This is a genomic window from Arthrobacter sp. Y3221048 (assembly GCF_059092685.1).
In genome coordinates this window covers 108,097-130,118 of record NZ_JBNHHX010000006.1, presented here as the reverse complement: position 1 = coordinate 130,118, position 22,022 = coordinate 108,097, and the positions used below count along the sequence as shown (strand labels likewise).

Here is a 22,022-nt window from a genome sequence, read left to right as displayed (position 1 = left end):
GTCTCTACAGGGTGGTTTCGGTGGGGGCTGCCTTGCCCGTGAAGGACGACAGCAGCTGGCGCTGCAGGCCGAACATTTCTTCCTTCTCGGCCGGCTCGGCGTGGTCGAAGCCGAGCAGATGCAGGATGCCGTGCGTGGTCAGCAGCAGCATTTCGTCCAAGAGGCCGTGCCCGGCCTTCTTCGCCTGCTCCTGCGCTACCTGCGGGCAGATCACGATGTCGCCCAGCACACCGGGCGGGCCCGGCTTCATCGCGGTACCGGGACGCAGCTCGTCCATCGGGAAGGACAGCACGTCGGTAGCGCCCGGCTCGTCCATCCACTCAATGTGCAGCCGTTCCATCGCTTCGGTGTCCACCATGATGATGGACAGTTCCGCTTCGGGATGGACGTAGAGCGAATCCAGCACGAACCGTGCCAGCCGCACCAACTCTTCCTCGTTGGCGGGGACGGCTGATTCGTTGTTGACCTCGATGCTCATGCTCCACCCTCCGGGCCGGCTTCCGCTTCCGTCTTCCGCCTGGCCGCGGGCGAGCGGCGCGGCCCGCGGGCGCCATCGCCGCGGCCGCCACCGCCATGTCCGGCATCGCCGCGGCGGGACTCGTCCCAGCGGCTGTATGCCGTCACAATGTCGCTGACCAGCCGGTGGCGGACCACGTCCGTGGCGTCCAGCTGGGAGAAGCGGACATCCTCCACGCCGTCGAGTATCTCGCTGACGATCTTCAGGCCCGAGCTGGTGCCGCCGGGCAGGTCGATCTGCGTCACGTCGCCGGTCACCACCATCTTGGAACCGAAACCCAGCCGGGTGAGGAACATCTTCATCTGTTCGGGAGTGGTGTTCTGCGCCTCGTCCAAGATGATGAACGCATCGTTGAGCGTGCGCCCGCGCATGTAGGCCAGCGGCGCCACCTCAATGGTGCCCGCGGCCATCAGGCGCGGAATCGACTCCGGGTCCATCATGTCGTGCAGGGCGTCGTAGAGCGGGCGCAGGTACGGGTCGATCTTGTCGCTGAGCGTGCCCGGCAGGAAGCCCAGCCGCTCCCCCGCCTCGACGGCGGGACGGGTCAGGATGATGCGGTTGACCTCTTTGTGCTGCAGGGCCTGGACCGCCTTGGCCATCGCCAGGTAGGTCTTGCCGGTGCCCGCCGGGCCGATGCCGAACACCACGGTGTGGTTGTCGATGGCTTCGACGTAGTTCTTCTGGTTCAGGGTTTTCGGCCTGATGTTGCGGCCGCGCGAGGAGAGGATGTTCAGCGTCAGGACCTCGGCCGGCCGCTGCGCCGACTGTTCGCCGAGCATGCGCAGCAGCTGGGCGACCACCTGCGCGGTGATCCTCGTATCCTTCGCTGCCAGGGCGCGGATCTCTTCCACCACATTGAGCGTGAGCTGCACCGCGTCGGCGGGGCCGGAGATGGAAAGCTCGTTGCCGCGTACATGCAGGTCCACATCGCTGAACTCCGACTCGATGACCCGCAGCACCTCGTCGTGGGCACCGAGCGCCCTGACCATGTGTTCCGACGAATCGAAATGGACGGAACGGCTGCTTGATCCCAGCGGATCGACATCCAGGCGTGATTGGGACATAGTCCGGCCGATATGGCCTTTCATCGCTCCTTCGGTGGGCGCTTGCTAGCGGTAAGCCGGAACGGATCCGGTGCTGACGGTACACGTCCATGCTACGGCACGAGCCGCCGCACAGTCCTCTGCGGGGACGAAAAACGCCTTGGTATCGATCCTGCATCAATCGTGCATCAGTCCGGTTGAGCGCTGGTTAAAGCAGCCATCAGCCCCCCCACCGTGTGCCAAGCTAGTGGGGCAGGAAGGGCGGCAGCCGCCCGTTCCCGCCCCACCTCCGCCCAGTCATTCCGCACGCCAGAAGGGATCGAAAGCATCACCAGCAACCAGCTCCGGCAGCCTGCAGGCCCGGTCCCAACACGCCGCTTCGGTGCGTGGTTGGCCCTGGTCACTGCCTCGTCGCTGGTGCTGCTCGGATGTTCGCCGCAGGCCGCCGGCGGTGGCGGCGGCGGACAGACCTCAATGCCCAATCCCACCGACCCCGGTTCGGCCAGCAGCCCCCTGGTCTCCAGCGTGCCGGTCGAGACCCTGCGCTCCTCGGAGCTCTCCCCCATCTATTGGCTGGGCACCAACGCCGAGAACGTGTTCCTGTACCGCGAGTACCGCCAGGCGGAAAACCTGGGTGACCCCATTACGACGGCGGTGGCCGCGCTGACGCGGCTGCAGCCCCTCGATCCGGACTACTTCAATCCGCTCAGCCCCGCGGGCAAGGTGGGCGCTTCCATCACCAACGGTTCGGTCATCACGCTGGACATCTCCTCGGACGCCTTCAGCCGCCGCGTGGACGCCGGCATCGCCGAACGGGCCGTGCAGCAACTGGTCTACACCGCCACGGCCGCGGCGGCGAACGCCGGGCTGAGCACGTCGGACAATCCCCTGGAAGTGGTCATCCTCGTGGACGGGCACCACGGGTATGAAGCCTTTGGCCATGTGCCGCTGGGCGAGCCGATGGTCCGGAACAGCAGCCTGGCGGCCCCGGTGTGGATCATCGATCCGGCCGAAGGTGCCACCTCCGCCGGACGCGTGGAGGTGTTCGGCCGCGGCGTCGCCTTTGAATCGGAGCTGAGCTGGCAGATCTACCGCATTGCCGACTCCGCGGACACGTCCGAAGGCGAACTGGTCAAGGACGGCACGGCCCGCGTTGATGCAGACGCCGGCCAGATCGGCGAGTTCAGGTTCAGCCAGAAGCTGGATCCGGGCACCTACCGGCTGTACGTGTTCCAGAAGGACCAGGGTGGGCGGACCGAAGAACGGCAGAATGTGGACAGCAAGGTCTTCACCGTCACCTAGGCAGTTCTGCCCGCCCGGTCAGCGCCAGCGGCCCAGCAACTCGCTGAGCAAGGTCAAGGCCGCGGGTCCGGCCGTGGAGGAACGCAGGACGTGCGGACCCAGCCGAACGGCCACCGCCCCGGCGTCGAGCATCGCGTCCACTTCGGCCCGGCTCATCCCGCCTTCCGGACCCACAATCATCAGCACGCGCGCCGCGCCGCCGGTACGCCCTTCGGGTGAGGCACCGCCGTCGTCGATTCCGCCGCGCTCCCCGGGGGATGGGCCCGCACGCAACCCTGCGCCGTCCAGGGCGTCGGCCACGCTGCGCTCGGCGTCCTCCTGCAGCAGCAGCGACAGCCGGCTGTCCCGGATCAGGGCACAGAGCCCGGCCCGTTCCACCAGCGGCTCCACCTCCGGAACACGCGCCCGCCGCGACTGCTTGGCGGCCGCCCGGACCGCCAGCTGCCATTTCGCCGCGCCCTTGGCCGCCTTGTCCGCCTTCCAGCGCACGATGCTGCGTTCGGCCTGCCACGGCACCACGGCATCGACGCCCAGTTCGGTGGCTGCCTCGATGGCAAGTTCGTCGCGGTTCCCCTTGGCCAGGGCCTGCACCAGCACCAACTCCGGGTCGGGGCTGGGCTCGTGCAGGACCTGCAGTGCCCGGACGGTGAGCTGTCCGGAGGTGCCGGCGACGGCCTCGCCGACCAGCCGGCGGCCCCGCCCGTCGGCCAGATCGACGGCTTCGCCGGGCTCGATACGCTTGACAGTGACGGCGTGCCGCGCCTCGTCGCCGCCCAGGGTGAAGCTGTCGCCCGGGCCGACTGCGTCGAGCTCGCCGGGAGCGGTGAAGAACAGGTGGCTGGTCACGCCTAAAGGTTACCGAGCCGGTCCCGCAGGCGGGCGAAGACGCCCGTGCCGGAGGACGCCAGCTTGCCCTCGGTGTATTCCTCGCCGCGGGCCCGGGCCAGCCGGCGCAGCAGGTCCTCCTGCTCCGCATCCAGCTTGCTGGGGGTCTCCACATGCACGTGCACCTGCAGGTCGCCGCGACCGTAGCCGCGCAGGTGGGTCACGCCCAGGCCGCGCAGGGTGAGGGTCTCGCCCGCCTGCGTGCCGGGCTTGATGCTGATTTCCTGTTCACCGTCGAAGGTGTCCAGGGTCAGGTCGGTGCCCAGCGCGGCAGCGGTCATCGGCACCGAGAGAGTGACGTGCAGGTCGTCGCCCTCGCGGAGGAAATTCTTGTCCGGATTCACCCGGATTTCCACGTACAGGTCACCCTGCGGGCCGCCCGCCGGGCCGGCTTCGCCCTGGCCCGCCAGCTGGATCCGCGTTCCGGTCCCGACACCCGCCGGGAGCTTGATGGTCAGCGAACGGCGGCTGCGGACGCGGCCCTCGCCGTTGCACTCGTTGCAGGGGTCGGGAATGATCGTGCCGAAGCCCTGGCAGCTGCCGCACGCGGCAGTGGTCATGACCTGGCCCAGGATGGACCGCACCGCACGTTGGACCTGGCCGGAGCCGCCGCAGATGTCGCACGTGCGCGGGCTGGTACCGGGGCGGCAGCAGCTGCCGTCGCAGGTGGGGCAGACGACGGCGGTGTCCACCTCGATCTTCTTGTTGACCCCGAAGACCGCGTCCTTGAGGTCGATCCGCACGTTGATCAGGGCGTCCTGGCCCCGGCGGGTCCGGGAGGCCGGGCCGGCGCCGCCTGCTCCGGCGCCGCCGAAGAAGCTTTCGAAGATGTCCTGGAAGGCGAAGCCGGACCCGGAGAAGCCGCCGCCGAAGCCGTTGTCGGTGCCGTTCTCGTTGCCGGTGGTGTCGTAGATGCGCCGCTTCTGCGGGTCCGACAGCACCTCGTAGGCGTGGCTGACCTGCTTGAACTGTTCGGCTGCCTCCGGGCCGGGGTTCACGTCCGGGTGCAGTTTGCGGGCCAGTTTGCGGTAGGCCTTCTTGATTTCCTCGGTCGAGGCGTCTTGGCTGACACCGAGGGCGTCGTAGTGGTTACTCACCTTAGTAGTACTTCACTTCCTGGGGATCGGTTCACCGGCGACGACGGCCGGTGCGGACACTGCGCGGCGTGTGGCTAGCCGGCGAGGATCCGTGACAAATAACGTGCGACGGCGCGCACTGCGGCCATGGTGGTGGGATAGTCCATCCGGGTGGGGCCGAGGATGCCGACCTTCGCCGTCGCGCCCGGGCCGTACCCGGTGGCCACCACGGAGGTTTCGGCCAGCGAACCGTAGGGGTTTTCACTGCCGATGCTCACCGACATGCCTCGGGCGTCCTGGTGCAGCTCGGAGAGCAACTGCAGCAGCACCACCTGTTCTTCGAGGGCCTCGAGGATGGGGCCGATGCTCAGCTGGAAGTCGACGGTGGAACGGGCCAGGTTGGCCGTGCCGGCCATCAGGATCCGCTCCTCGTTCGTGGCCGCGGCAAGCTGTGCAAGCTGCGACGCCAAGGCCTCGGCCGTGCCCGCGGGCGCGGCCTCCGCCGGCACCGGGAAGGTCTTCAGCAGGCCCGGCACTGCCGCCAGCGGTTTGCCGGACAGCGCGGACAGGAACGCGGCGCGCAGCGTGGCCAGCGCATCCTCGGTGACGTCCGCGGGAAGCGCCGCGACATGCTGTTCCACTTTGCCGTTGTCCGCGATCAGCACCGCCAGGACCCTGCGCGGACCCAGCAAGATGAACTCGATGTGCCGCACCCTGGCGGCACCCAGCTGCGGATACTGGATCACGGCCACCTGATTGGTCAGCTGGGACAGCAAACGCACGGTGCGTTCCATGACATCGTCGAGGTCGTCGGCGCCGTCCAGCAGTTTCTGGATGGCGCGGCGCTCGGGAGCAGAGAGCGGCTTGACGTCCGAAATCCGGTCCACGAACAGGCGGTAGCCCTTGTCCGTGGGAATCCGGCCGGCACTGGTGTGCGGGGCAACGATCAACCCGTCTTCTTCCAGCGCCGCCATGTCGTTGCGGATGGTGGCTGACGACACGCCCAGGCTGTGCCGGTCGACCAGTGCCTTGGAGCCCACCGGCTCGCGCGAGTGCACATAGTCTTCGACAATGGCGCGGAGCACTTCCAGCCTCCGGACCTCGCTCACTGCACTCCTCCTGTCTCCAACTCGTCTGCGGACAGACTGTTAGCACTCAACACGTCCAAGTGCTAAGTCTAATACGTCGCCGCCGTTGTTAGCATTGTCGGGCGGCCGTGCCGTGAGGACGACAACCAGCAGAGGACTTAAAGCTTATGAGCAGCTACGGCTGGGGCCCCCAGGATCTCACCGCCCCCAAGGCCCGGGCACTGCGCGAAATCGGCGCCGAACCGGGCCTGGTGCTGGAGGACGCACAGAGCGGCTGGGTCGGCGCCGTCGTCCGGGTGGAAAAGTCCGGCGGCGTGCATCTGGTTTCGCTGGAAGACCGCCGGGGCAAAGTCCGCTCGTTCCCGCTGGGCTTCGGCTTCCTGTTCGAGGGCGAGCCGGTGAAGGTGGTGCCGGCGGCGCCCGCCGCGAAGGCTCCCGTCCGGCAACGGACGGCATCCGGTTCGGTCAAGGTCGAGGGACAGCGGGCCAGGGTGGCGCGGGCCAGCCGGATCTGGGTCGAAGGCAAGCATGACGCGGAGCTCGTGGAGAAGGTCTGGGGAGACGACCTCCGGGTGGAGGGCATCGTGGTCGAGCCCCTGCACGGCGTCGACGATCTGGCGGCGGCAGTGGCGGACTTCTCCCCCGGGCCGCAGCGCAGGCTCGGCATCCTGGTGGACCACCTGGTCCCCAATTCCAAGGAGTGGCGGATTGCCGAGGCCGCCATGGCCGTGCCCGCAGCCTCGGGCAACGTACTGATTGTGGGCCACCCCTATGTCGATGTCTGGCAGGCGATCAAACCCTCCGTGATCGGACGGACCCAGTGGCCGGTGGTGCCGCGCGGCACCGATTGGAAGACCGGCATCCTCGCCGGCCTCGGCTGGCCGCACCGGACCCAGATCGACATCGCCGACGGCTGGAAGAGGCTGCTGGGCAGTGTCAACACCTATGCCGACCTGGAGCCCAGCCTCCTGGGCCGGGTGGAAGAAGTCATCGATTTCCTGACGGTTTGAGCCGGTTCCGACCGGCGCCGGCGCCCGCGGAATGCACCGGACGGCGGGGTGGAACGGCTAGGCTAGGAACAGAAGTGAGCCATCAGCAGATTTTCCGAAGGTAGGTCCAGTGTCCGATAACTCTGCTCGTAAGCAGCAGCCGGAGCGCAAGTCCGCTCCGCGCCAGCAGTACCAGAGCGCGTCGGCGTCCGCTTTGCCCCTGACCCCTTCGGAGGACCGGCAATGGGCCACCATGGCGCACTTCGGCGGCATCCTGGGCTGCTTCCCGTCGCTGGCGATCTACCTGATCTTCAAGGACCGTGGACCGTTTACCGCCCAGGAGTCCAAGGAAGCCCTGAACTTCACCGTTCCGCCCACGGTGGTGGCCATCATTGCGAACCTGCTGATCGTCATCCCGGCGGTCAGCGGACTCTTTGCCGTCATCGCGGCCGCCATCTGGGTCTTCCTGACGGTCAATTCCGTCATTGCCGGCGTCAAGTGCAACCGCGGCGTTCCGTACCGGTACGCCTACAACCTGCGCCTGTTCCGGTAGCGCCTGTTCCGGTAGCGCTGCTGATCCGGTAGCGCAGCCGCCCTCCTAGCCTGCCTGCCGGGAGAACCGCTGCCGGGCGGTGTTCATCCCCGCCGCGATCGGCACGTGGGCGGTCGCCGCCGCCAGACCGAAGCGCGGCATGTCGCTGTAGATAGACTCCCGGCCCCCCCGGCACCGTCTCGTAGGTTTCGTGCCAGACGCCGACGTCCCCGCTGCCGGCCGATTCCCGCATGAATCGACGCCAGGGTTCCAGGTGCGGCGCCGAGCGGTCGGACGCGAACCGCTGCAAGTGTTCCGGGCTCTTCCAGTAGCTGACCAGGATCGTGGTGCGCCCGAACCATTGGTGGAAGCCGAGCAGCCCGGCCTCCGGTGATGCCGCCAGGTGTGCCAGCATCCCCGGCATCGCCGACGCGGTGCGTGCCACCTTACCGATCTTCCACCAGCGGTTGGCGCGCATCCCGATAAGGAAGACCGTGACCCGTTCGCTGCCCGGATCGGCTGTGAACCGTCCTGTGTGTACGTGTTCCGACATGAGCCGATTCCTTTCGTAACAGTGTTACAGAACAGTGTTATGGAATACTGGGGTTATGGCAAGACCCATAGTCCACGATGATTCGCTGCGTCGCAGGCTCCTCGACACCGCCGCGGCCCTGATAGCCCGCGACGGCGCGGCCGCGGTGTCGCTCCGGGCGATCGCGGCGGCGGCCGGGACGTCGACGACGGCGGTGTACTCGCTCTTCGGCGGGAAGGCGGAATTGCTGACCGCCATTCTCGACGACGGCTTTGCCTCCTTTGCGGCCGCCCAGCAGCGGGCCGCTCCCGATGGACTGGAAGCGCTGGGCCGGGCCTATCGGGCGTGGGCCTTGGAGCATCCGGTCCTGTACGGCCTCATGTTCGGCGGTTCATTGGCCAGCCAGGTGCCGTGCCGGCCGACGCCCGGCGCGGCGGAACCGGCGATCGCGCCGCTGTTCGCCGCCGTTGCCGCCGCCCTTCCCGGGGCTTCGGACGACGACGTCGCGTCCATGGTTGGCGTGGTGTGGGGCCAGGTCCACGGGCTCGTCTCGCTGGAGCTGGCGGGCGCGCCGGCGGCGGGGTGGAGCTGGGACTCAGCCTACGAGGCGGCCCTCCACCGGGTGGGCCGGTCGCTGGAGGCCGGCGCGGTCAGTCCTCGAGCAACCGCCGCACCACGGCGTCGGCCAGCAGCCGGCCCTTGAGGGTGAGCCGGATGGTGCCGGCGAACGCCGCGGCAGGGTCCACCAGGGCATCGGCGATCAGTCCGGCCACGGCCTTCCGGCCGTTCGGCCCCAGGTCCCGGGTGTGCAGCCCGTCGACGATGCGGGTCTGCAGCATCACGTGTTCCAGCTGACGGGTGCCGGTGTCCAGCGTTTCCCGGCCGGCTGCCGGCGAGACCCCCGTGGCCAGGCGCTGGGCGTACGCCGCGGGGTGCTTCACGTTCCACCAGCGGACGCCACCCATGTGCGAATGAGCGCCGGGGCCGGCTCCCCACCAGTCGTCCCCGCGCCAGTAGGCCAGGTTGTGCCGGCAGCGGTCCCCGGGAGTGCGGGCCCAGTTGCTGACCTCGTACCATCCGAAGCCTGCGGCGCCGAGGCGCGCGTCGGCGATCTCATACTTCGCGGCGTGGTCGTCGTCGTCGATGCCGGGTACTTCGCCGCGGCGGATCTGGGCGGCAAGTTTGGTGCCTTCCTCGACGATCAGGGCGTACGCGGAGATATGGTCCGGCGTGCAGCTGATCGCGGAGTCGAGGCTGGCTTCCCAGTCCGCGATGGATTCGCCGGGCGTGCCGTAGATCAGGTCAAGGCTGACGTTCAGCCCGGCGTCGCGTGCCCACTGCACCGCCTGCGGCACCCGTTCCGGGTCGTGCGTGCGGTCGAGCACCTTCAGCACATGCGGCACGGCCGACTGCATGCCGAAGGACACCCGGGTGAAACCGGCGTCGGCCAGGATCTGCAGCGACTGCGGCGTGACCGAGTCCGGGTTGGCTTCGGTGGTGACTTCGGCGCCCGATTCCAAACCCCACAGGCCCGTCGCCTGGCCGAGCATGGACGCCAGGTCCGCCGCCGGCAACAGGGTGGGCGTGCCGCCCCCAAAGAACACAGTGGACAGCGGCCGTTCCGGCACGCCGGAACCGCGCAGTACCCGCGCGGCCAGCTCCAGCTCCGCGTTCACCGTGCCCGAGTACTCATCCTGCGACGCCCCCGAACCCAGTTCCTTGGCGGTATAGGTGTTGAAATCGCAGTAGCCGCAGCGCACCCGGCAGAACGGAATGTGCACATACAGGCAGAACGCGCGGTCTTCCGCACCTTCCGCCGCCTGGGCGGGCAGCAGGCCGTCGGCCGGCGCCGGGTCCCCCACGGGCAGGACGCTAGGCACTGAGGCGGGCCTCCGCCGTCGTTGTTGTTACATGCACAGCCGAACTACTTCTTTGCCTTGTCCTTGGAGTCATCCGACGACAGCGCGGCGATGAAGGCCTCCTGTGGGACTTCCACGCGGCCGACCATCTTCATCCGCTTCTTGCCTTCCTTCTGCTTCTCCAGCAGCTTGCGCTTGCGGGAGATGTCGCCGCCGTAGCACTTGGCGAGCACGTCCTTGCGGATGGCGCGGATGTTTTCGCGCGCGATGATGCGGGATCCGATGGCGGCCTGGATGGGCACCTCGAACTGCTGGCGCGGGATGAGTTCGCGCAGCTTGGAGGTCATCATCACGCCGTAGCTGTAGGCTTTCTCGCGGTGCGTGATGGCGCTGAACGCGTCCACCTGTTCGCCCTGCAGCAGGATGTCCACCTTGACCAGATCGGCCACCTGTTCGCCGTCGGCCTTCCAGTCCAGCGAGGCATAGCCGCGGGTGCGCGACTTGAGGTTGTCGAAGAAGTCGAAGACGATTTCCGCCAGCGGCAGCCGGTAACGCAGCTCCACGCGGTCCTCGGAGAGGTAGTCCATCCCCTTCATTTCACCGCGGCGGCCTTGGCAGAGCTCCATAATGGTGCCGACGAACTCGTTGGGCGCGAGGATGGTGGCGGAGACCATCGGCTCGCGGACCTCGGAAACCTTCCCGTCCGGATATTCGCTCGGGTTGGTGACCGTCAGGATCTTCTTGTCCTCCAGCGTGACCTCGTAGACCACGTTGGGGGCCGTGGAGATCAGGTCCAGGTTGAACTCGGCCTCAAGCCGTTCCCGGGTGATTTCCAGGTGCAGCAGCCCGAGGAAGCCGACCCGGAAGCCGAAGCCGAGGGCCGCTGAGGTCTCCGGCTCGTAGATCAGCGCCGCGTCGTTGAGCTTGAGCTTGTCCAGCGCGTCGCGCAGTACCGGGTAGTCCGTGCCGTCTATCGGGTAGAGCCCGGAAAAGACCATGGGCTTGGGGTCTGCGTAGCCGCCGAGGGACTCCGCTGCCGGCTTGAGCAGGTTGGTGACGGTGTCGCCGACCTTGGACTGGCGGACGTCCTTCACGCCGGTGATCAGGTAGCCGACCTCCCCGACGCCCAGGCCGTTGGACGGGGTGGGTTCGGGCGAGCTGACCCCGATCTCGAGCAGCTCGTGGCTGGCCCGGGTGGACATCATCTGGATGCGTTCGCGCGGCGAGAGCTTTCCGTCGACCACCCGGACATACGTGACCACACCGCGGTAGGTGTCGTAGACCGAGTCGAAGATCATCGCACGGGCCGGTGCGTCCGCGTCGCCCGTGGGGGCCGGCAGGTCGCGCACGATCTTGTCCAGCAGCGCTTCGACGCCCACGCCGGTCTTGCCGGAGACCTTCAGCACGTCTTCGGGGTCGCCGCCGATCAGGTTCGCCAGCTCGGCCGCGTACTTTTCCGGCTGCGCGGCCGGCAGGTCGATCTTGTTCAGGACCGGGATGATGGTGAGGTCGTTCTCCATCGCCAGGTAGAGGTTGGCCAGCGTCTGGGCCTCGATGCCCTGGGCCGCGTCCACCAGCAGGACCGCGCCTTCGCAGGCTGCCAGTGACCGGGAAACTTCATAGGTGAAGTCCACGTGGCCCGGGGTGTCGATCATGTTCAGGGCGTAACTGACGTCGTCAAGCTCCCATGGCATGCGCACGGCCTGGGACTTAATGGTGATGCCGCGTTCCCGCTCGATGTCCATCCGGTCCAGGTACTGGGCCTTCATGTCGCGCGGCTGGACCACGCCGGTGAGCTGGAGCATCCGGTCGGCAAGAGTGGACTTGCCGTGGTCGATGTGGGCGATGATGCAAAAGTTCCTGATGATCGCCGGATCGGTGGCGGCAGGCACCGGCGCGGTGCGGGCCATCGGTGACACAGATGGTTCCTTACTCTCAGACAAGCGGGCTACGGCAATGCGGCCGGGTCGACCAGCACGCTGAATTTGCTCAACTATAAGTGTCCCACGCCGGCCCGTGATCCGCGCACCCGGGCGCGTAGCTGGCGAGATCGCTCATGTGCCGGATCGACGGACCCGCCGCTCTCGCGCAGGTGCCGAAACGGCAGACCCGCCCATATCGCGGCCTTGCCGAAACGGCAGACGCGTCGATTTCCCGCCCGTGCCGCCATCGGTAGCCTAGGGCCATGGCATTTTCCCAGCACGGCTTCAACCGTCTCCTTCGCTCCGCCGTCCGGGTCGTCCGCGGGCTGTCCGGCGCCGGACACTCCGGAGGTTCCACGCCGCGGCGCGGTCCGGTGGCCGGCAGGCAGGGCCGGCCTCCCGGAGGTGTGGCCGGTCCCCGGGGCACGGAAACCGGTCCGGGCTCGGCGTATCCGGGCGACTACCGGGGCACGGGTTCCATCAGCTACTCCCCCGAGGCCGACGGCGCGCCGGACCCCGGCGAGATCGTCTGGACGTGGGTGCCGTATGAAGAGGACCACACGCGGGGCAAGGACAGGCCCGTCCTTGTCATCGGCTACCACCGCGGCCGCTTACTGGCGCTCATGCTGACCACACGGGACCGGAACAACGACGGCCGGCGCGACGGCGACTACCTGGATCTGGGCTCCGGTGCCTGGGATGTCCGGGGCCGCCCGAGTGAAGTCAAGCTCGACCGCGTGCTGCAACTGGAGCCGGATCGGGTCCGGCGCGAAGGAGCGGTGCTGCCGCGGGCCTCGTTCGACGAGGTTGCCCGGGCCATGCGCCGCCGCGGCTGGAGTTGATCGGAGGGGTGGCCGGCGGTCCCGGGCTGTGCATCGGCCGGGCCGCGGCGTGTCGCCCGCCCGCAGGCCCGCCGCCGGGGCGCGGCGTGTCGGTCGCGCTCAGATCCGCCGCCCTGAGCGCGGATCTGCTAACATTTATAGCTGTGTGTCCGCGCAGGTCGACGGGCACCTCGGGCCGGTTGCCATTACGGTACCCCACGCCGCTCAGTCAATGACCGGACCGACTGCCCTCAAAAGACCAAGTTCCTCAACAAAGAGAGTTATTTCGTGGCCAATATCAAGTCCCAGAAGAAGCGCATCCTCACCAACGAGAAGGCACGCCAGCGCAACATCTCGGTTCGGTCCGAGCTGAAGACCGCCATCCGCGCCGTGACCGGTGCCGTCCAGTCCGCTGACCAGGACGCCGCCGCCACCGCCCTGGTTGCCGCTAGCCGGAAGCTCGACAAGGCCGTCAGCAAGGGTGTCATCCACAAGAACAACGCCGCGAACCACAAGTCTTCGCTGGCCAAGAAGGTCAACGCGCTCTAAGCAGCGTGTTCCGGCCGAAAGGCCGACCTAAGCCAAGGCCGGAGGCCGCCACCCGTTCGGGGTGGCGGCCTCCGGCTTTTGTGCGTCCGGCCGTCCGGCTGCAGACGACGGCCCGCCCGGAGGGTACCTTTGGTTGTGTCCCGCTGGGCTGGTTGTGTTCCGCGGGGCGCTGCCGGGCTGCCCGCCGCTTGGTGGGCTTGGGCGTTCTGGCCGCCCTGCCCACCGCAGTGGCCGGCCTGGCCGAGTGGACCACGGCGGACCGGGCCACGCGGCGCATCGGCGTCTTGCATTCCTCCGCGACCACGGCAGCCACCCTGGTGTTCGCGGGCTCGTGGCTCGCCCGCCGGAGGGGCAGCCAGGGGCTGGGGATCGGTCTGGCCCGGGCCGGCTCAGCGGTTGCGATTACCGGGGGCTTCCTCGGCGGCTACATGGGCAGCCGGGTCCGGGGTCGCGGCGGAAGTGCCAGCGGCACCTGAGGCCGGGAACCCTGCTGTTTCGGCCTAAGGGCAGGGCGGAAAGTTCCCGGAACCGTTGGCGTCGGCGTTCAACGGCGCGCGCTGGTGGCGATGAAGGTGACGGCCCGCTCCACGGCATATTCCGGGTCCCGGCCCTCGCCTTTGACCTGGGCGTCGGTCTCGGCCAAGACCTGGATGCAGCGGGCCAGGGCCTCTGATTCCCACAGCCGGGCGTCCCTGCGGGCCTGGTCGAACTGCCACGGCGCCATGCCCAGGTCACGTGCATTGGCCGACGCGCTCTTGACCTTGGCAATCTGGCGCAGCTTCATGGCCAGCACGGCAACAATCGGCACGGGATCCACGCCGGTGGCCAGGGCGTGCCGGAGGGACGACAGCGCCGCTGCGCCGCGGCCGGAAACGGCCGCATCCGCGACTTTGAATCCGGTGGCCTCGACCCGTCCGCCGTAGTACTTCTCGACCGTCTCTTCGGTGACCGCGCTGTCGGCGTCGGAAATCAACTGGGAGCAGGCGGCGGCCAGGTCCGGCAGCGACGAGCCGACGGCGGCCACGAGGGCCTGGGCAGCGGCAGGGTCGATGGCCCGGCGCGCCGACTTGAACTCCTGCCTGACGAAGTCCAGTTTGTCCGAGTCCTTCTTCATGGCCTGGCAGTCGACCACGGGTGCCCCGGAAGCCTTTACCGCGTCCAGCAGTTTCTTGCCGCGGGTTCCGCCCCCGTGGTGGAGGACGAGCCAGACGTCGTCGCCCGGGGCCGCCACATAGGCCAGCAGGTCCGTGAGGAACTCGTCGGTCATCTGCGCCAGGGACGACGCCTCAATGAGTTTGGCTTCGCCGAAGAGGCTGGGGCTGGCCAGCATCGTGAGCTCGCCGGCGGTGTAGGCGGAGGCATCAAGCTGGACCAGCTCGAGGTCCGGGTGCCGGCCCCGCAGGAGGCCCCGTATTCGTTCCTTGGCCCGGTGCGCCAAGTACTCTTCCGGACCGCTGACGAGCACGACGGCGGCCGGCTCGACGTCACGCCAGGAGACGGTGACGGCGCTCTTCTTGGCGGCCGAAGAGCGGGATCCGGGTGGCGGGTTCACGGCAGATTCCTCCTTGTTCAGGTCAAGAGTTTCACGATCCAGCCCTTTTGCCCAAAGCAGTTCCCCGCCTCCCGCCGGGCCAAGGTCTCCGCTACCCGCCTAGCTGTTGGCGCGGACGGACAATTCCCGGTCGCGGACGTCCACGAGGACCGTTCCCAGCTCGTCGGTCCTGAGGACGTGCACGCCGGCCGCTTGGAGCGCCGCCAGGATTTCAACCGCTGGATGGCCGTAATCGTTGCTGGCGCCCACGGAGATCAGCGCCGCCGCCGGCCGCAGCGCGGTGATGAGTGCGGTTCCCCCGTTCCGTGCGCCGTGATGGCTGACCTTGAGCACGTCGACCGCGAAGTCCGGGCCCAACCGGCGCATCAGGGCCGGCAGCTGCTCCTCCTCCAGGTCGCCGGTCAGCAGCATCCGAGTCGATCCCCCGGCCGGGGAGGGCAGGGTGATGTCGACGACGAGGCTCGCGTCGTTTTCGGACAGGCCGCCGCTGCCCTCCACCGGCCAGTGCACCGCCCAGCCAACGGCTCCCGACGAGCCGGACAGGCCCGCAAAGGCGCGCTCTGCCTGCAGCCCCCGATCCTCAAGCGTGGCCAGCACGGAAGCCGGCGGCGCTGCCCCGGCACTTGAGTACAGCACCCGCGCCGTCTCCCGTCCGGCCACGGCTCCCGCGAATCCGCCATAGTGGTCCAGGTGCATGTGCGTCAGCACCAGCAGGTCGATCCGTTCCACGCCGAGTCCGTCAAGGCACCGATCCATCGCCTCCGGGTCGGGTCCGGTATCCACCACGATCGCGCTGCCCTCGCCTGTCCGCACCACCATGCCGTCACCCTGTCCCACATCGCAGGCCGCCACGTCCCACTCCCCCGCCGGTGCCGGCGGCAGCAGCATCCCGGCCAGCGCTCCTCCCGCGAGCCCGGGCAGGGCCGTCCAGCAGGCCAGCTTGAGCAACCCCGCGCGCGCGCCGGAAGCGAAGCCGCCACCCCGCAGCGCCGGCTCGCCGACGTCGTCGGGCCCAAGGCGCTGCTCCTGCGAAGCCCGCCGCCTGTCCGCGGCCCGCAGCCCCCAGAGGAGCACCAAGCCGGCGCCGGCCGCTCCCGCGGCGCCGAGCGGGCCACGCGCCCACGGCAGCGCGGCCATGGGCAGTGCGGAAAACCAGCGGGCGACCCCTGCAATCCACAAGGTCATCCAGCCCGCGGCATGCAGCACCACGGCGGCCGGTCCGGGGAACAGCGGCAGCAGTGCCGTCCCCATCATGCCGGCGACCGTGATGAAGGGGACCAGCGGTCCCGCCGCCACATTGGCGGGGACTGCGTACAGGGCCAGTTCGGGCTGGAGCTGGACAATGACCGGGGCGCAGAAGACCTGCGCGGCCAGCGGCATGGCCACCGCGTGGGCCAGCGGGACCGGCAGGAAACGCTGCAGCCGGCGGGAACACACGGTCCCCAGCAGTACGAGGGAAAGGGTCGCAAGCACCGACAGCACGAAGCTGTAGCTGGACGCCAGCCACGGATCCACGATCAGCAGCACCAGCACCGCGAAGGCCAGAAAGGCCAGCGAGGCCCTGCGCCGTCCGCTCAGCACCGCGACCACCCCCAGCGAGCCCATCACCGCGGCGCGCAGCACGCTGGGCTCCGGCCGGACCAGGAGCACGAATCCGACGAGACCGGTCAGGCCCGCAACAGCTTTCGCCCAACGGGGCAGCCGGACCGCCGATCCGAGCAGGTAGATGAAGGCCAGCACGTACGAAACATTGGCGCCGCTGACCGTGAGAAGGTGCGTCAGCCCGGTACGCCGCATGGCCTCCTCGAGGTCCGCACCCTGGTGTTCCTTGTCCCCCAGCACCATCCCGGGGAGGAGCCCGCGGGCGTCGGGTGGCAATCCGGCCAGCGCCGCCACGAACTGGCCGCGCAGGCCCGAGACCCATGCATCCAGGGGTGGCGCCGAGCGTTCCAACGGGGCGGTGGATGCTATCAGCAGGGCGTCGACGGCCTGGCCCGGGTCCGCCCGGACGAGCTTGCCGGAGGTGCGCAGCCGCTCGCCGAACCGCACGTGGGACCACTCCGGCCCGCCGAGGACCAGCACCGGGGTGTCGGCCTCGAACCGCACGCGGTCGGCCGTGGCCTCCACGATGGTTGCGGTCAGGTGGAAACGCGGGCCGCTGCCAAACTGCCGCGGCGCCTTGACTTGCGCTGCGTCACCGGTGGCCACCAGGCGGGCCGTGATGGTCTGCTCGCCCGTGATGGCCGTCCCGATCGGGCCCGCCAGCCGCTCCGCCTGTTGCAGGCCTACCGTCAGTGCCAGCAGCCCGGTGCAACTGCACAGCACAACGACGACGGCGATGCCTCCCGCACCGCGGGCGCCGCGCCGAGGCCGGGCGCGAGATTGAGGCGGGTTCCCCTGCTGCCGGGCCCGTGTGTGGCGCCGGCTTCCCTGCCGTGGGGACCTTGGCTGAGGCGGGTCTTCCCGGGGCCGGGACCGGTGGTGCCATGCCGACAAGCTGGCCGGGCGAGGCAGTGGCCAAACCGGCCGCAGCGGCAACAGCAAACCGGCGGTCGCTGTACAGGCGGTTCCCAAGAGCACGCCCGCGGACAGCAGGGCAACCCCCGGCGGCGCGTGGGGCAGCGCCAAGGCAGCTCCCCAGCATGCCGCCGCCGCGAGCCCCAAGCGAAGATCCAGGCGCCGGCCGTCGGCCTCCGCCGCGGCGGCCTCAGCGGCTGCGGGATCTGGCTTGACGTGGCGCAGCAACCGCCGGCCCAGGTCGCCGCGCCGTCTGGGCGGCTGGCGCCCCTCATTCAGGTCCTGCGTCGCGGCAATTGGACGTCGGGCCGCTTCCGCATACCGCTGCCAGCGCGGCGGCCGGCTCATACCGACACCAGCTCCACCAGCGCCTCCAGCATGACCGGCCCGATGCCGGGCACCGCGTCGAGATCCGACGGCTGCCCGTACGGGCCATGCTGCTCGCGGAACTCAACAATCCGGGCGGCAAGCACCGGTCCAACACGGGGCAGCTCGAGGAGCTCCTCGGCCGTGGCCGTATTGATGTTGATCTTGGCGGCGGGATCGCCCGTGGCGACGCCCCCGCCGGCTTCCGCGTCGCCGCTGCGAGAGCCGTCGCTAGAGCCTCCACCGGCTCCGCCGGCGCCTCCCGAACCAGCCGCCGGTTGCGGACCCGGCGCATCCGGCGTGGGCACATAGACCTGCTGTCCGTCGGTCAACGGCGCCGCCAGGTTCAGCGCCTCGAGCTGCGCCTTCTTCGTGGCACCCCCGGCCGCGTCAATGGCTTCGAACACCCTGGAGCCCTCGAGCAGCCGGACAATCCCCGGCGAAGCAACGGCTCCGGCAACATGGACGATGATGCCAGGGCCGGCGCCTGCCGAATCATCCCCGGTCTCCGCACCGTCCTCGCCGGCAGTAGGCGGCGCCGCTGGGGGCTTCCCTTCCGTTCCCTCGTCGAGAGCCGGACCGGCAGCCCGGTCGGACGCCAGCGGAATGCTCTCCAGGATGGGAGCAGCCGAGCGGCTCACATCAGCGGTGGCCAACGAAACAAGCCCGTAGCCCAGGCACAGCCCGGCCACCACGAACGCTGCCCCGAGGGCTATGCGGAAGCGCGGAGTTCGCCTCGGCCGCGACGCAATACCGCCGCGGGCGGTTGCCGGAAGCCAGCGGTGTCGGCCCATGCGGCAACACTAGGTCGGCGGCGCCGCTGCCCGGCCGGCCGGCAAGCACTCGTGGACAGCCGCTCCGGCGGCGCAGTCTGTGGAGGAGAGGAACGGTCAGCCCAGGGGCGGCGTCGGCTGCCCGACTACCACCGCGACGACGTATGTCCTGACACCGACGCCCGCCAGTCTTTGCTTCCCTCCTGTTTGACCGACGAGACAGGGACGTACGCCGTGACGCGTATGGTCTGGTCGGCAGAGATCAGAAATCTGCTTGGACAAATCATTCCTCCAGCAATACTGAGTGCATGGGAAACGACCGCCACCGCCTGAGTGTCGAAGCTACTACCTCGCACTACACGGATTTTCCCTCGGGAAGAGAGCACCCGGTGGATTTCCTCGGCTTGCTGGTTGACGGTCGGCCCCTGAAGGACCTGCTGAGAGTTCCAGAAGACGCGGCGCGGCCGGAACAGGAAACCACGGCACTACGCGGTGATTGGTCACCGAAGGCTGCAATGGAATACTTGGACCGACTCCTGGGACAAATTCCCGGTGACTTCCACGACGGGCGTATTGCGCTCCTGCTCTGTCCGGTCTGCGGCGATCTATGGTGCGGCACGGTAAGCATGGAACTGTCGCAGACGCCACAGACAATCACGTGGCAGAGTTTCGGCTGGCAGACCGGTGACGACGAGCCATGGATTTTCCCGGGCCAGTCCTTCACCTCTGAGCGGACCGAATACGAAAAGCTTCTGCAAGATCTCCGGGAGCACTATGAAAAGCGAGCCTCCCGGCCTACGCCGCTCAGAGGTTTACGGCGCTTATTTGCGCCCCGCACGGACCGAAAATAGCGGGCATACGGGCCGTAGCGCGTTGAGTACCGATGGGAGGCGTGAGATGAACGAGGATAAACACCCAGGAAATGTTCCGGAGACGCCAAGGGACCGCAGCGGCAGGTCAAGCAGCCGGGTAATTCTCAGCGCTTTCTTACTCCCAACTGGCGGCATGGTCCCGGATAGGGCGCGGGGAGGCATGCAAAACGGTTTTGAATATTAGGATTCAGCCTATGGCCGCGAAACATAGAGAACTCCGACGGCGTATGGCGGAGATATTCGAGTGGAAAACGACTCGCTCAATCAACCAAAACTACTTCAATCTTTTTAGTTGGTGGCGGGAGCCAGAGGTTTTGGCCGGCGTAGGCGAACTGCTCGCCGAATATTTCCGCGCGGCCGCTCCCACCGTTGTCATTGGTCCGTCCGCCAGCGGGTACCTGACAGGGGCACTGACTGCGTCGAATCTGGGCGTCGGGTTCTGTCCAGTGCCAAAAGACGCCGCCCCGACCTTCGACAGCGATCCCTGGGTCACAGTCACTAGCCCGCCCGACTATAAGGACCGCCACCTTGAGCTTGGGCTCCCCAAAGGTCTCATCAGATCCGGGGACCGCGTCCTTGCCGTGAACGATTTGGTCGATACAGGCGGTCAGCTCCTGGCGCTCCAAAGACTCATCCACGAAATCGGCGCGACGTGGGTTGGAGCATCGGTTCTTATCGACAACCTCAAAGAAAGCCAGCCCCGGCGCCAATTGAACCTCAAGTCTGTCTTCCACGTCCGAGACTTCTACCGACGTACCTGACACATCCGAAGGCACCCCCACTTACGGGTGATCAACCGGTGCGAATGCCTATACTCTGCCGTGAACGTCGGGCGGGCATGAGGGGCAGGTGCGGGCGGGCATCTCCCACCTGCTCTGCAATACTGCAGGCATGGAGACCCTCAGGGATCGGCGCGACTGGCTTGACGATGTAGCGGCTCCAGGCCGCCCCTGGGCGGTGGCCGCTGTGGCTGTCGCAGCAATCGGCATCCTGTTGCTCCTCCTTGGGCTGGGGACCCGGCCCGATGCTGAACTGTTGCCCGGGTATGCGATCGTTTACGCGGCGGTTGGGTTATTCATCTACGGTCCTGGGATCAGGGATGCCACTTGGGGCCGGATCCTGGCATTCGTTCTGCCCGGTTTGTTGATGGTGGCACTGTGGGTGCTGGGCACGGGCTACTGGGGCGGGCTCTGGCTGCTGGGCCTGCCGGCCTGGGCCATTATCTGCCTGCGCTGGGACAGTTACAGCAGGACGCAGCGGGTGGCAAAGCTGGCACTGTTCGTGGTGCTCCTGGCCGCATCGTCGCTGTTCTTCGTGGTTTACGGGTTCTACCCGATTCTCGGTCCCGCTCTACTCGCCCTCGTGCCGGTAGTACCGCTGGCACACTTCATCGCATCGCCTGTTTACCGGCAGCGGCCCCTGCGAGCCGCCGCCGAGTTCCTGCTCTCCTGCGCGGTCGTTGCCGTGGCGCTGACGCTGCCGGAGTTCGGATGGGCTTCGCCGCTGGGCTTCGCAGGCGCGGCGGTGCTGGCAGGGCTGCTAATGGCAGGTTGGGCCGGCCGGCGCTCCGTTGCCGTTAGGTCCGAGCCAAGGTAATCCTGAAGTTGGCGTCGTTGAGCAACAGATTTCTCGGGACAGGTGGAACATGAAGGGCCCCCGCCATCCGTACCTACCTACTGGAGCCCGCTCAGGCCTTGGCCCTGGTACGGCGCCCCCGCGATGATCAAACCAATAGATCCAGACATGGTGAGCTGCTTGTTGCCCTTGTATATTTGGTCCTCCTTCTTTGCGTCTCCAGGGACCGCAGGACGGGATCTAGACGCGGCAGCTAGGGCACCCAGGCCCGGTCGAACTCCCAGCGCCGCTCCCAGCCATCGGGACGGTGCAGCAGAGCCTCGTTCACCCACTTCATAACGTTGGGCCGACCCTCGACCGTGATCTCGTCGGCCTGAATCAGCCACGGGTTAACGGTTGTGCCCAAGCTGCGCACGTCACGCAGCACCAGTTCCCGCAGCGGGTGCTCGCTGGAGACGACCTCCAGGCCGGAAACCTCGCCAATACCTTCAAAGATGATCTTCCTGGCCGAGGCCAGCTGGTGGATGCGGCTGACATCGACCCTGCCAGTGGTGTCGATGTAGACGACCTCGGCCGGGTGCGGCCAGCCGCACGAGCCGTCGGGCAGCTTCAGCCGCTGGAGGCCGAGCCAGGACAGCGGTCCCCGGATCAGGTTCAGGGCCTCCTGGGTGGCACCCCGGAGCAGCAAGGAATTCAGGCGGGGTGCGGCGACGAAGGGCGCGGCTTCCGCCTGCCACGGGCCGTCATACGAGCATAGTTCCGGCCATTCCTGCTGAGTGGGTGCAACCTTGATCTTGTCGTCGATGACCAGCCCTTCCAAGTGCGGCATCTCGTCCAGCAGGGAGAAGTCGGTAACCCCGTAGGTGGCCTGGACGGTCCGGACGACATCGAAGACCGGGGCGAGAACCTCCAGCCCCGGCTGGTCATCGGGTGGGTAGTCGATGACCACGCGCCCGTCCTCGAAGGTCAGCAGATGCTCACGGGCATCCGGAGGCAGCACCCCGTGCTCGACGAACAGCGGGTTAGGCTCGTCGTCTTCGTCCTCGAAGCCCTCGGGAGCCACGAAGAACCCAAACTCCTCGAGCATCGCCGCCCACGCGGGGTCATCTTCCAAACGTCCCCCTTCTGCAAGTTCCATGACCCCCCAGTGTGGCAGGCATGTTCCATTTTTCCCGCAAACTGGAGACTTGCAATCCTGTACGCGGGAAAACGGTCATGCACTGGCGCGCATGACCGCTGGCTGTCGCCCGGC

21 protein-coding genes and 1 pseudogene are annotated in these 22,022 nt (G+C 67.9%); 10 read left to right on the top strand and 12 right to left on the bottom strand.

From position 1 onward, the window contains the following. Positions 1-4 precede the first annotated feature (4 nt). Both ybeY and AC5RVS_RS16465 read right to left on the bottom strand, forming a co-directional pair. Positions 5-478 carry an rRNA maturation RNase YbeY gene (ybeY, locus tag AC5RVS_RS16470; RefSeq protein WP_494108939.1) on the bottom strand — a complete coding sequence of 158 codons (474 nt, stop codon included), beginning with the start codon at positions 476-478 and terminating at the stop codon, positions 5-7. Next, positions 475-1,581, bottom strand: coding sequence for a PhoH family protein (locus tag AC5RVS_RS16465; RefSeq protein ID WP_494108998.1), 1,107 nt, complete (start codon positions 1,579-1,581; stop codon positions 475-477). Before AC5RVS_RS16465 ends, ybeY begins: the two co-directional genes overlap by 4 nt. A 369-nt stretch (positions 1,582-1,950) precedes the next feature. On the opposite strand from AC5RVS_RS16465, the gene AC5RVS_RS16460 reads away from it, so the two are divergent. Further along, a complete protein-coding gene (locus tag AC5RVS_RS16460) occupies positions 1,951-2,862 on the top strand; it encodes a GerMN domain-containing protein (RefSeq protein WP_494108938.1) in 912 nt (303 codons plus the stop codon). An 18-nt stretch (positions 2,863-2,880) separates the two neighbouring features. Here AC5RVS_RS16460 and AC5RVS_RS16455 read toward each other — a convergent pair whose 3' ends face one another. The 3 genes from AC5RVS_RS16455 to hrcA form a co-directional block, all read right to left on the bottom strand. Beyond that, the gene (locus AC5RVS_RS16455) at positions 2,881-3,708 is read right to left on the bottom strand and encodes a 16S rRNA (uracil(1498)-N(3))-methyltransferase (protein ID WP_494108937.1); all 828 of its coding nucleotides are present in this window, start codon (positions 3,706-3,708) and stop codon (positions 2,881-2,883) included. A 2-nt stretch (positions 3,709-3,710) separates the two neighbouring features. Beyond that, positions 3,711-4,844 (bottom strand): molecular chaperone DnaJ, encoded by a 1,134-nt coding sequence (dnaJ, locus tag AC5RVS_RS16450; protein WP_493987162.1) that lies wholly within the window; start codon positions 4,842-4,844, stop codon positions 3,711-3,713. Between the two features lie 74 nt (positions 4,845-4,918). Continuing rightward, a complete protein-coding gene (hrcA, locus tag AC5RVS_RS16445; RefSeq protein WP_494108936.1) occupies positions 4,919-5,932 on the bottom strand; it encodes a heat-inducible transcriptional repressor HrcA in 1,014 nt (337 codons plus the stop codon). 146 nt (positions 5,933-6,078) lie between these two features. Here hrcA and AC5RVS_RS16440 point away from each other — a divergent pair, with 146 nt between their 5' ends. Together AC5RVS_RS16440 and AC5RVS_RS16435 are read left to right on the top strand one after the other, a co-directional pair. Further along, on the top strand, positions 6,079-6,921 hold the full coding sequence (locus AC5RVS_RS16440; protein WP_494108935.1) for a DUF3097 family protein: 843 nt from the start codon (positions 6,079-6,081) through the stop codon (positions 6,919-6,921). Positions 6,922-7,030: 109 nt separating this feature from the next. Next, a complete protein-coding gene (locus AC5RVS_RS16435) occupies positions 7,031-7,453 on the top strand; it encodes a DUF4870 domain-containing protein (protein WP_493987159.1) in 423 nt (140 codons plus the stop codon). 235 nt (positions 7,454-7,688) lie between these two features. On the opposite strand, the pseudogene AC5RVS_RS16430 reads toward AC5RVS_RS16435, so the two are convergent. Continuing rightward, positions 7,689-7,910: pseudogene (locus AC5RVS_RS16430) on the bottom strand (monooxygenase family protein); the annotation flags it as partial. Positions 7,911-8,040: 130 nt separating this feature from the next. Between AC5RVS_RS16430 and AC5RVS_RS16425 the strand changes: the two are divergent. Next, complete coding sequence (locus AC5RVS_RS16425) at positions 8,041-8,667, top strand: TetR-like C-terminal domain-containing protein (protein WP_494108934.1); 627 nt, start codon at positions 8,041-8,043, stop codon at positions 8,665-8,667. Here the strand turns inward: AC5RVS_RS16425 and hemW are convergent. Both hemW and lepA read right to left on the bottom strand, forming a co-directional pair. After that, positions 8,615-9,844: a radical SAM family heme chaperone HemW gene (gene hemW, locus AC5RVS_RS16420; RefSeq protein ID WP_494108933.1), complete on the bottom strand. Its 1,230-nt coding sequence runs from the start codon at positions 9,842-9,844 to the stop codon at positions 8,615-8,617. The two genes, AC5RVS_RS16425 and hemW, sit on opposite strands and share 53 nt — an antisense overlap. 44 nt (positions 9,845-9,888) lie before the next feature. Then, a complete protein-coding gene (gene lepA / locus AC5RVS_RS16415) occupies positions 9,889-11,742 on the bottom strand; it encodes a translation elongation factor 4 (protein WP_493978550.1) in 1,854 nt (617 codons plus the stop codon). 266 nt (positions 11,743-12,008) lie between these two features. Between lepA and AC5RVS_RS16410 the strand changes: the two genes are divergently transcribed. From AC5RVS_RS16410 to AC5RVS_RS16400, 3 genes are all read left to right on the top strand, one after another. Beyond that, complete coding sequence (locus AC5RVS_RS16410) at positions 12,009-12,587, top strand: type II toxin-antitoxin system PemK/MazF family toxin (RefSeq protein ID WP_494108932.1); 579 nt, start codon at positions 12,009-12,011, stop codon at positions 12,585-12,587. A 267-nt stretch (positions 12,588-12,854) separates the two neighbouring features. Next, positions 12,855-13,115 (top strand): 30S ribosomal protein S20, encoded by a 261-nt coding sequence (gene rpsT, locus AC5RVS_RS16405; RefSeq protein ID WP_493978395.1) that lies wholly within the window; start codon positions 12,855-12,857, stop codon positions 13,113-13,115. Positions 13,116-13,312: 197 nt separating this feature from the next. Next, a complete protein-coding gene (locus AC5RVS_RS16400) occupies positions 13,313-13,591 on the top strand; it encodes a hypothetical protein (protein WP_494108931.1) in 279 nt (92 codons plus the stop codon). Between the two features lie 68 nt (positions 13,592-13,659). Here the strand turns inward: AC5RVS_RS16400 and holA are convergent, their stop codons facing one another. The 3 genes from holA to AC5RVS_RS16385 form a co-directional block, all read right to left on the bottom strand. Continuing rightward, a complete protein-coding gene (holA, locus tag AC5RVS_RS16395) occupies positions 13,660-14,667 on the bottom strand; it encodes a DNA polymerase III subunit delta (protein WP_494108930.1) in 1,008 nt (335 codons plus the stop codon). 99 nt (positions 14,668-14,766) lie between these two features. Further along, positions 14,767-16,992 carry a ComEC/Rec2 family competence protein gene (locus tag AC5RVS_RS16390; protein ID WP_494108929.1) on the bottom strand — a complete coding sequence of 742 codons (2,226 nt, stop codon included), beginning with the start codon at positions 16,990-16,992 and terminating at the stop codon, positions 14,767-14,769. A 536-nt stretch (positions 16,993-17,528) separates the two neighbouring features. Then, positions 17,529-18,344, bottom strand: a complete 816-nt coding sequence (locus AC5RVS_RS16385) for a ComEA family DNA-binding protein (protein WP_494108928.1) — start codon at positions 18,342-18,344, stop codon at positions 17,529-17,531. Between the two features lie 287 nt (positions 18,345-18,631). On the opposite strand from AC5RVS_RS16385, the gene AC5RVS_RS16380 reads away from it, so the two are divergent. The 3 genes from AC5RVS_RS16380 to AC5RVS_RS16370 all read left to right on the top strand — a co-directional run bounded on the left by AC5RVS_RS16380 (position 18,632) and on the right by AC5RVS_RS16370 (position 20,791). Next, positions 18,632-19,174 (top strand): hypothetical protein, encoded by a 543-nt coding sequence (locus tag AC5RVS_RS16380; protein ID WP_494108927.1) that lies wholly within the window; start codon positions 18,632-18,634, stop codon positions 19,172-19,174. Between the two features lie 215 nt (positions 19,175-19,389). Further along, a complete protein-coding gene (locus AC5RVS_RS16375; RefSeq protein WP_494108926.1) occupies positions 19,390-19,956 on the top strand; it encodes a phosphoribosyltransferase family protein in 567 nt (188 codons plus the stop codon). A gap of 130 nt (positions 19,957-20,086) precedes the next feature. Then, entirely contained in the window at positions 20,087-20,791 is a 705-nt protein-coding gene (locus AC5RVS_RS16370; protein ID WP_494108925.1) for a hypothetical protein, read from the top strand. 232 nt (positions 20,792-21,023) lie between these two features. Here AC5RVS_RS16370 and AC5RVS_RS16365 read toward each other — a convergent pair whose 3' ends face one another. Beyond that, a complete protein-coding gene (locus tag AC5RVS_RS16365) occupies positions 21,024-21,908 on the bottom strand; it encodes a hypothetical protein (protein WP_494108924.1) in 885 nt (294 codons plus the stop codon). Between the last annotated feature and the right edge of the window lie 114 nt (positions 21,909-22,022).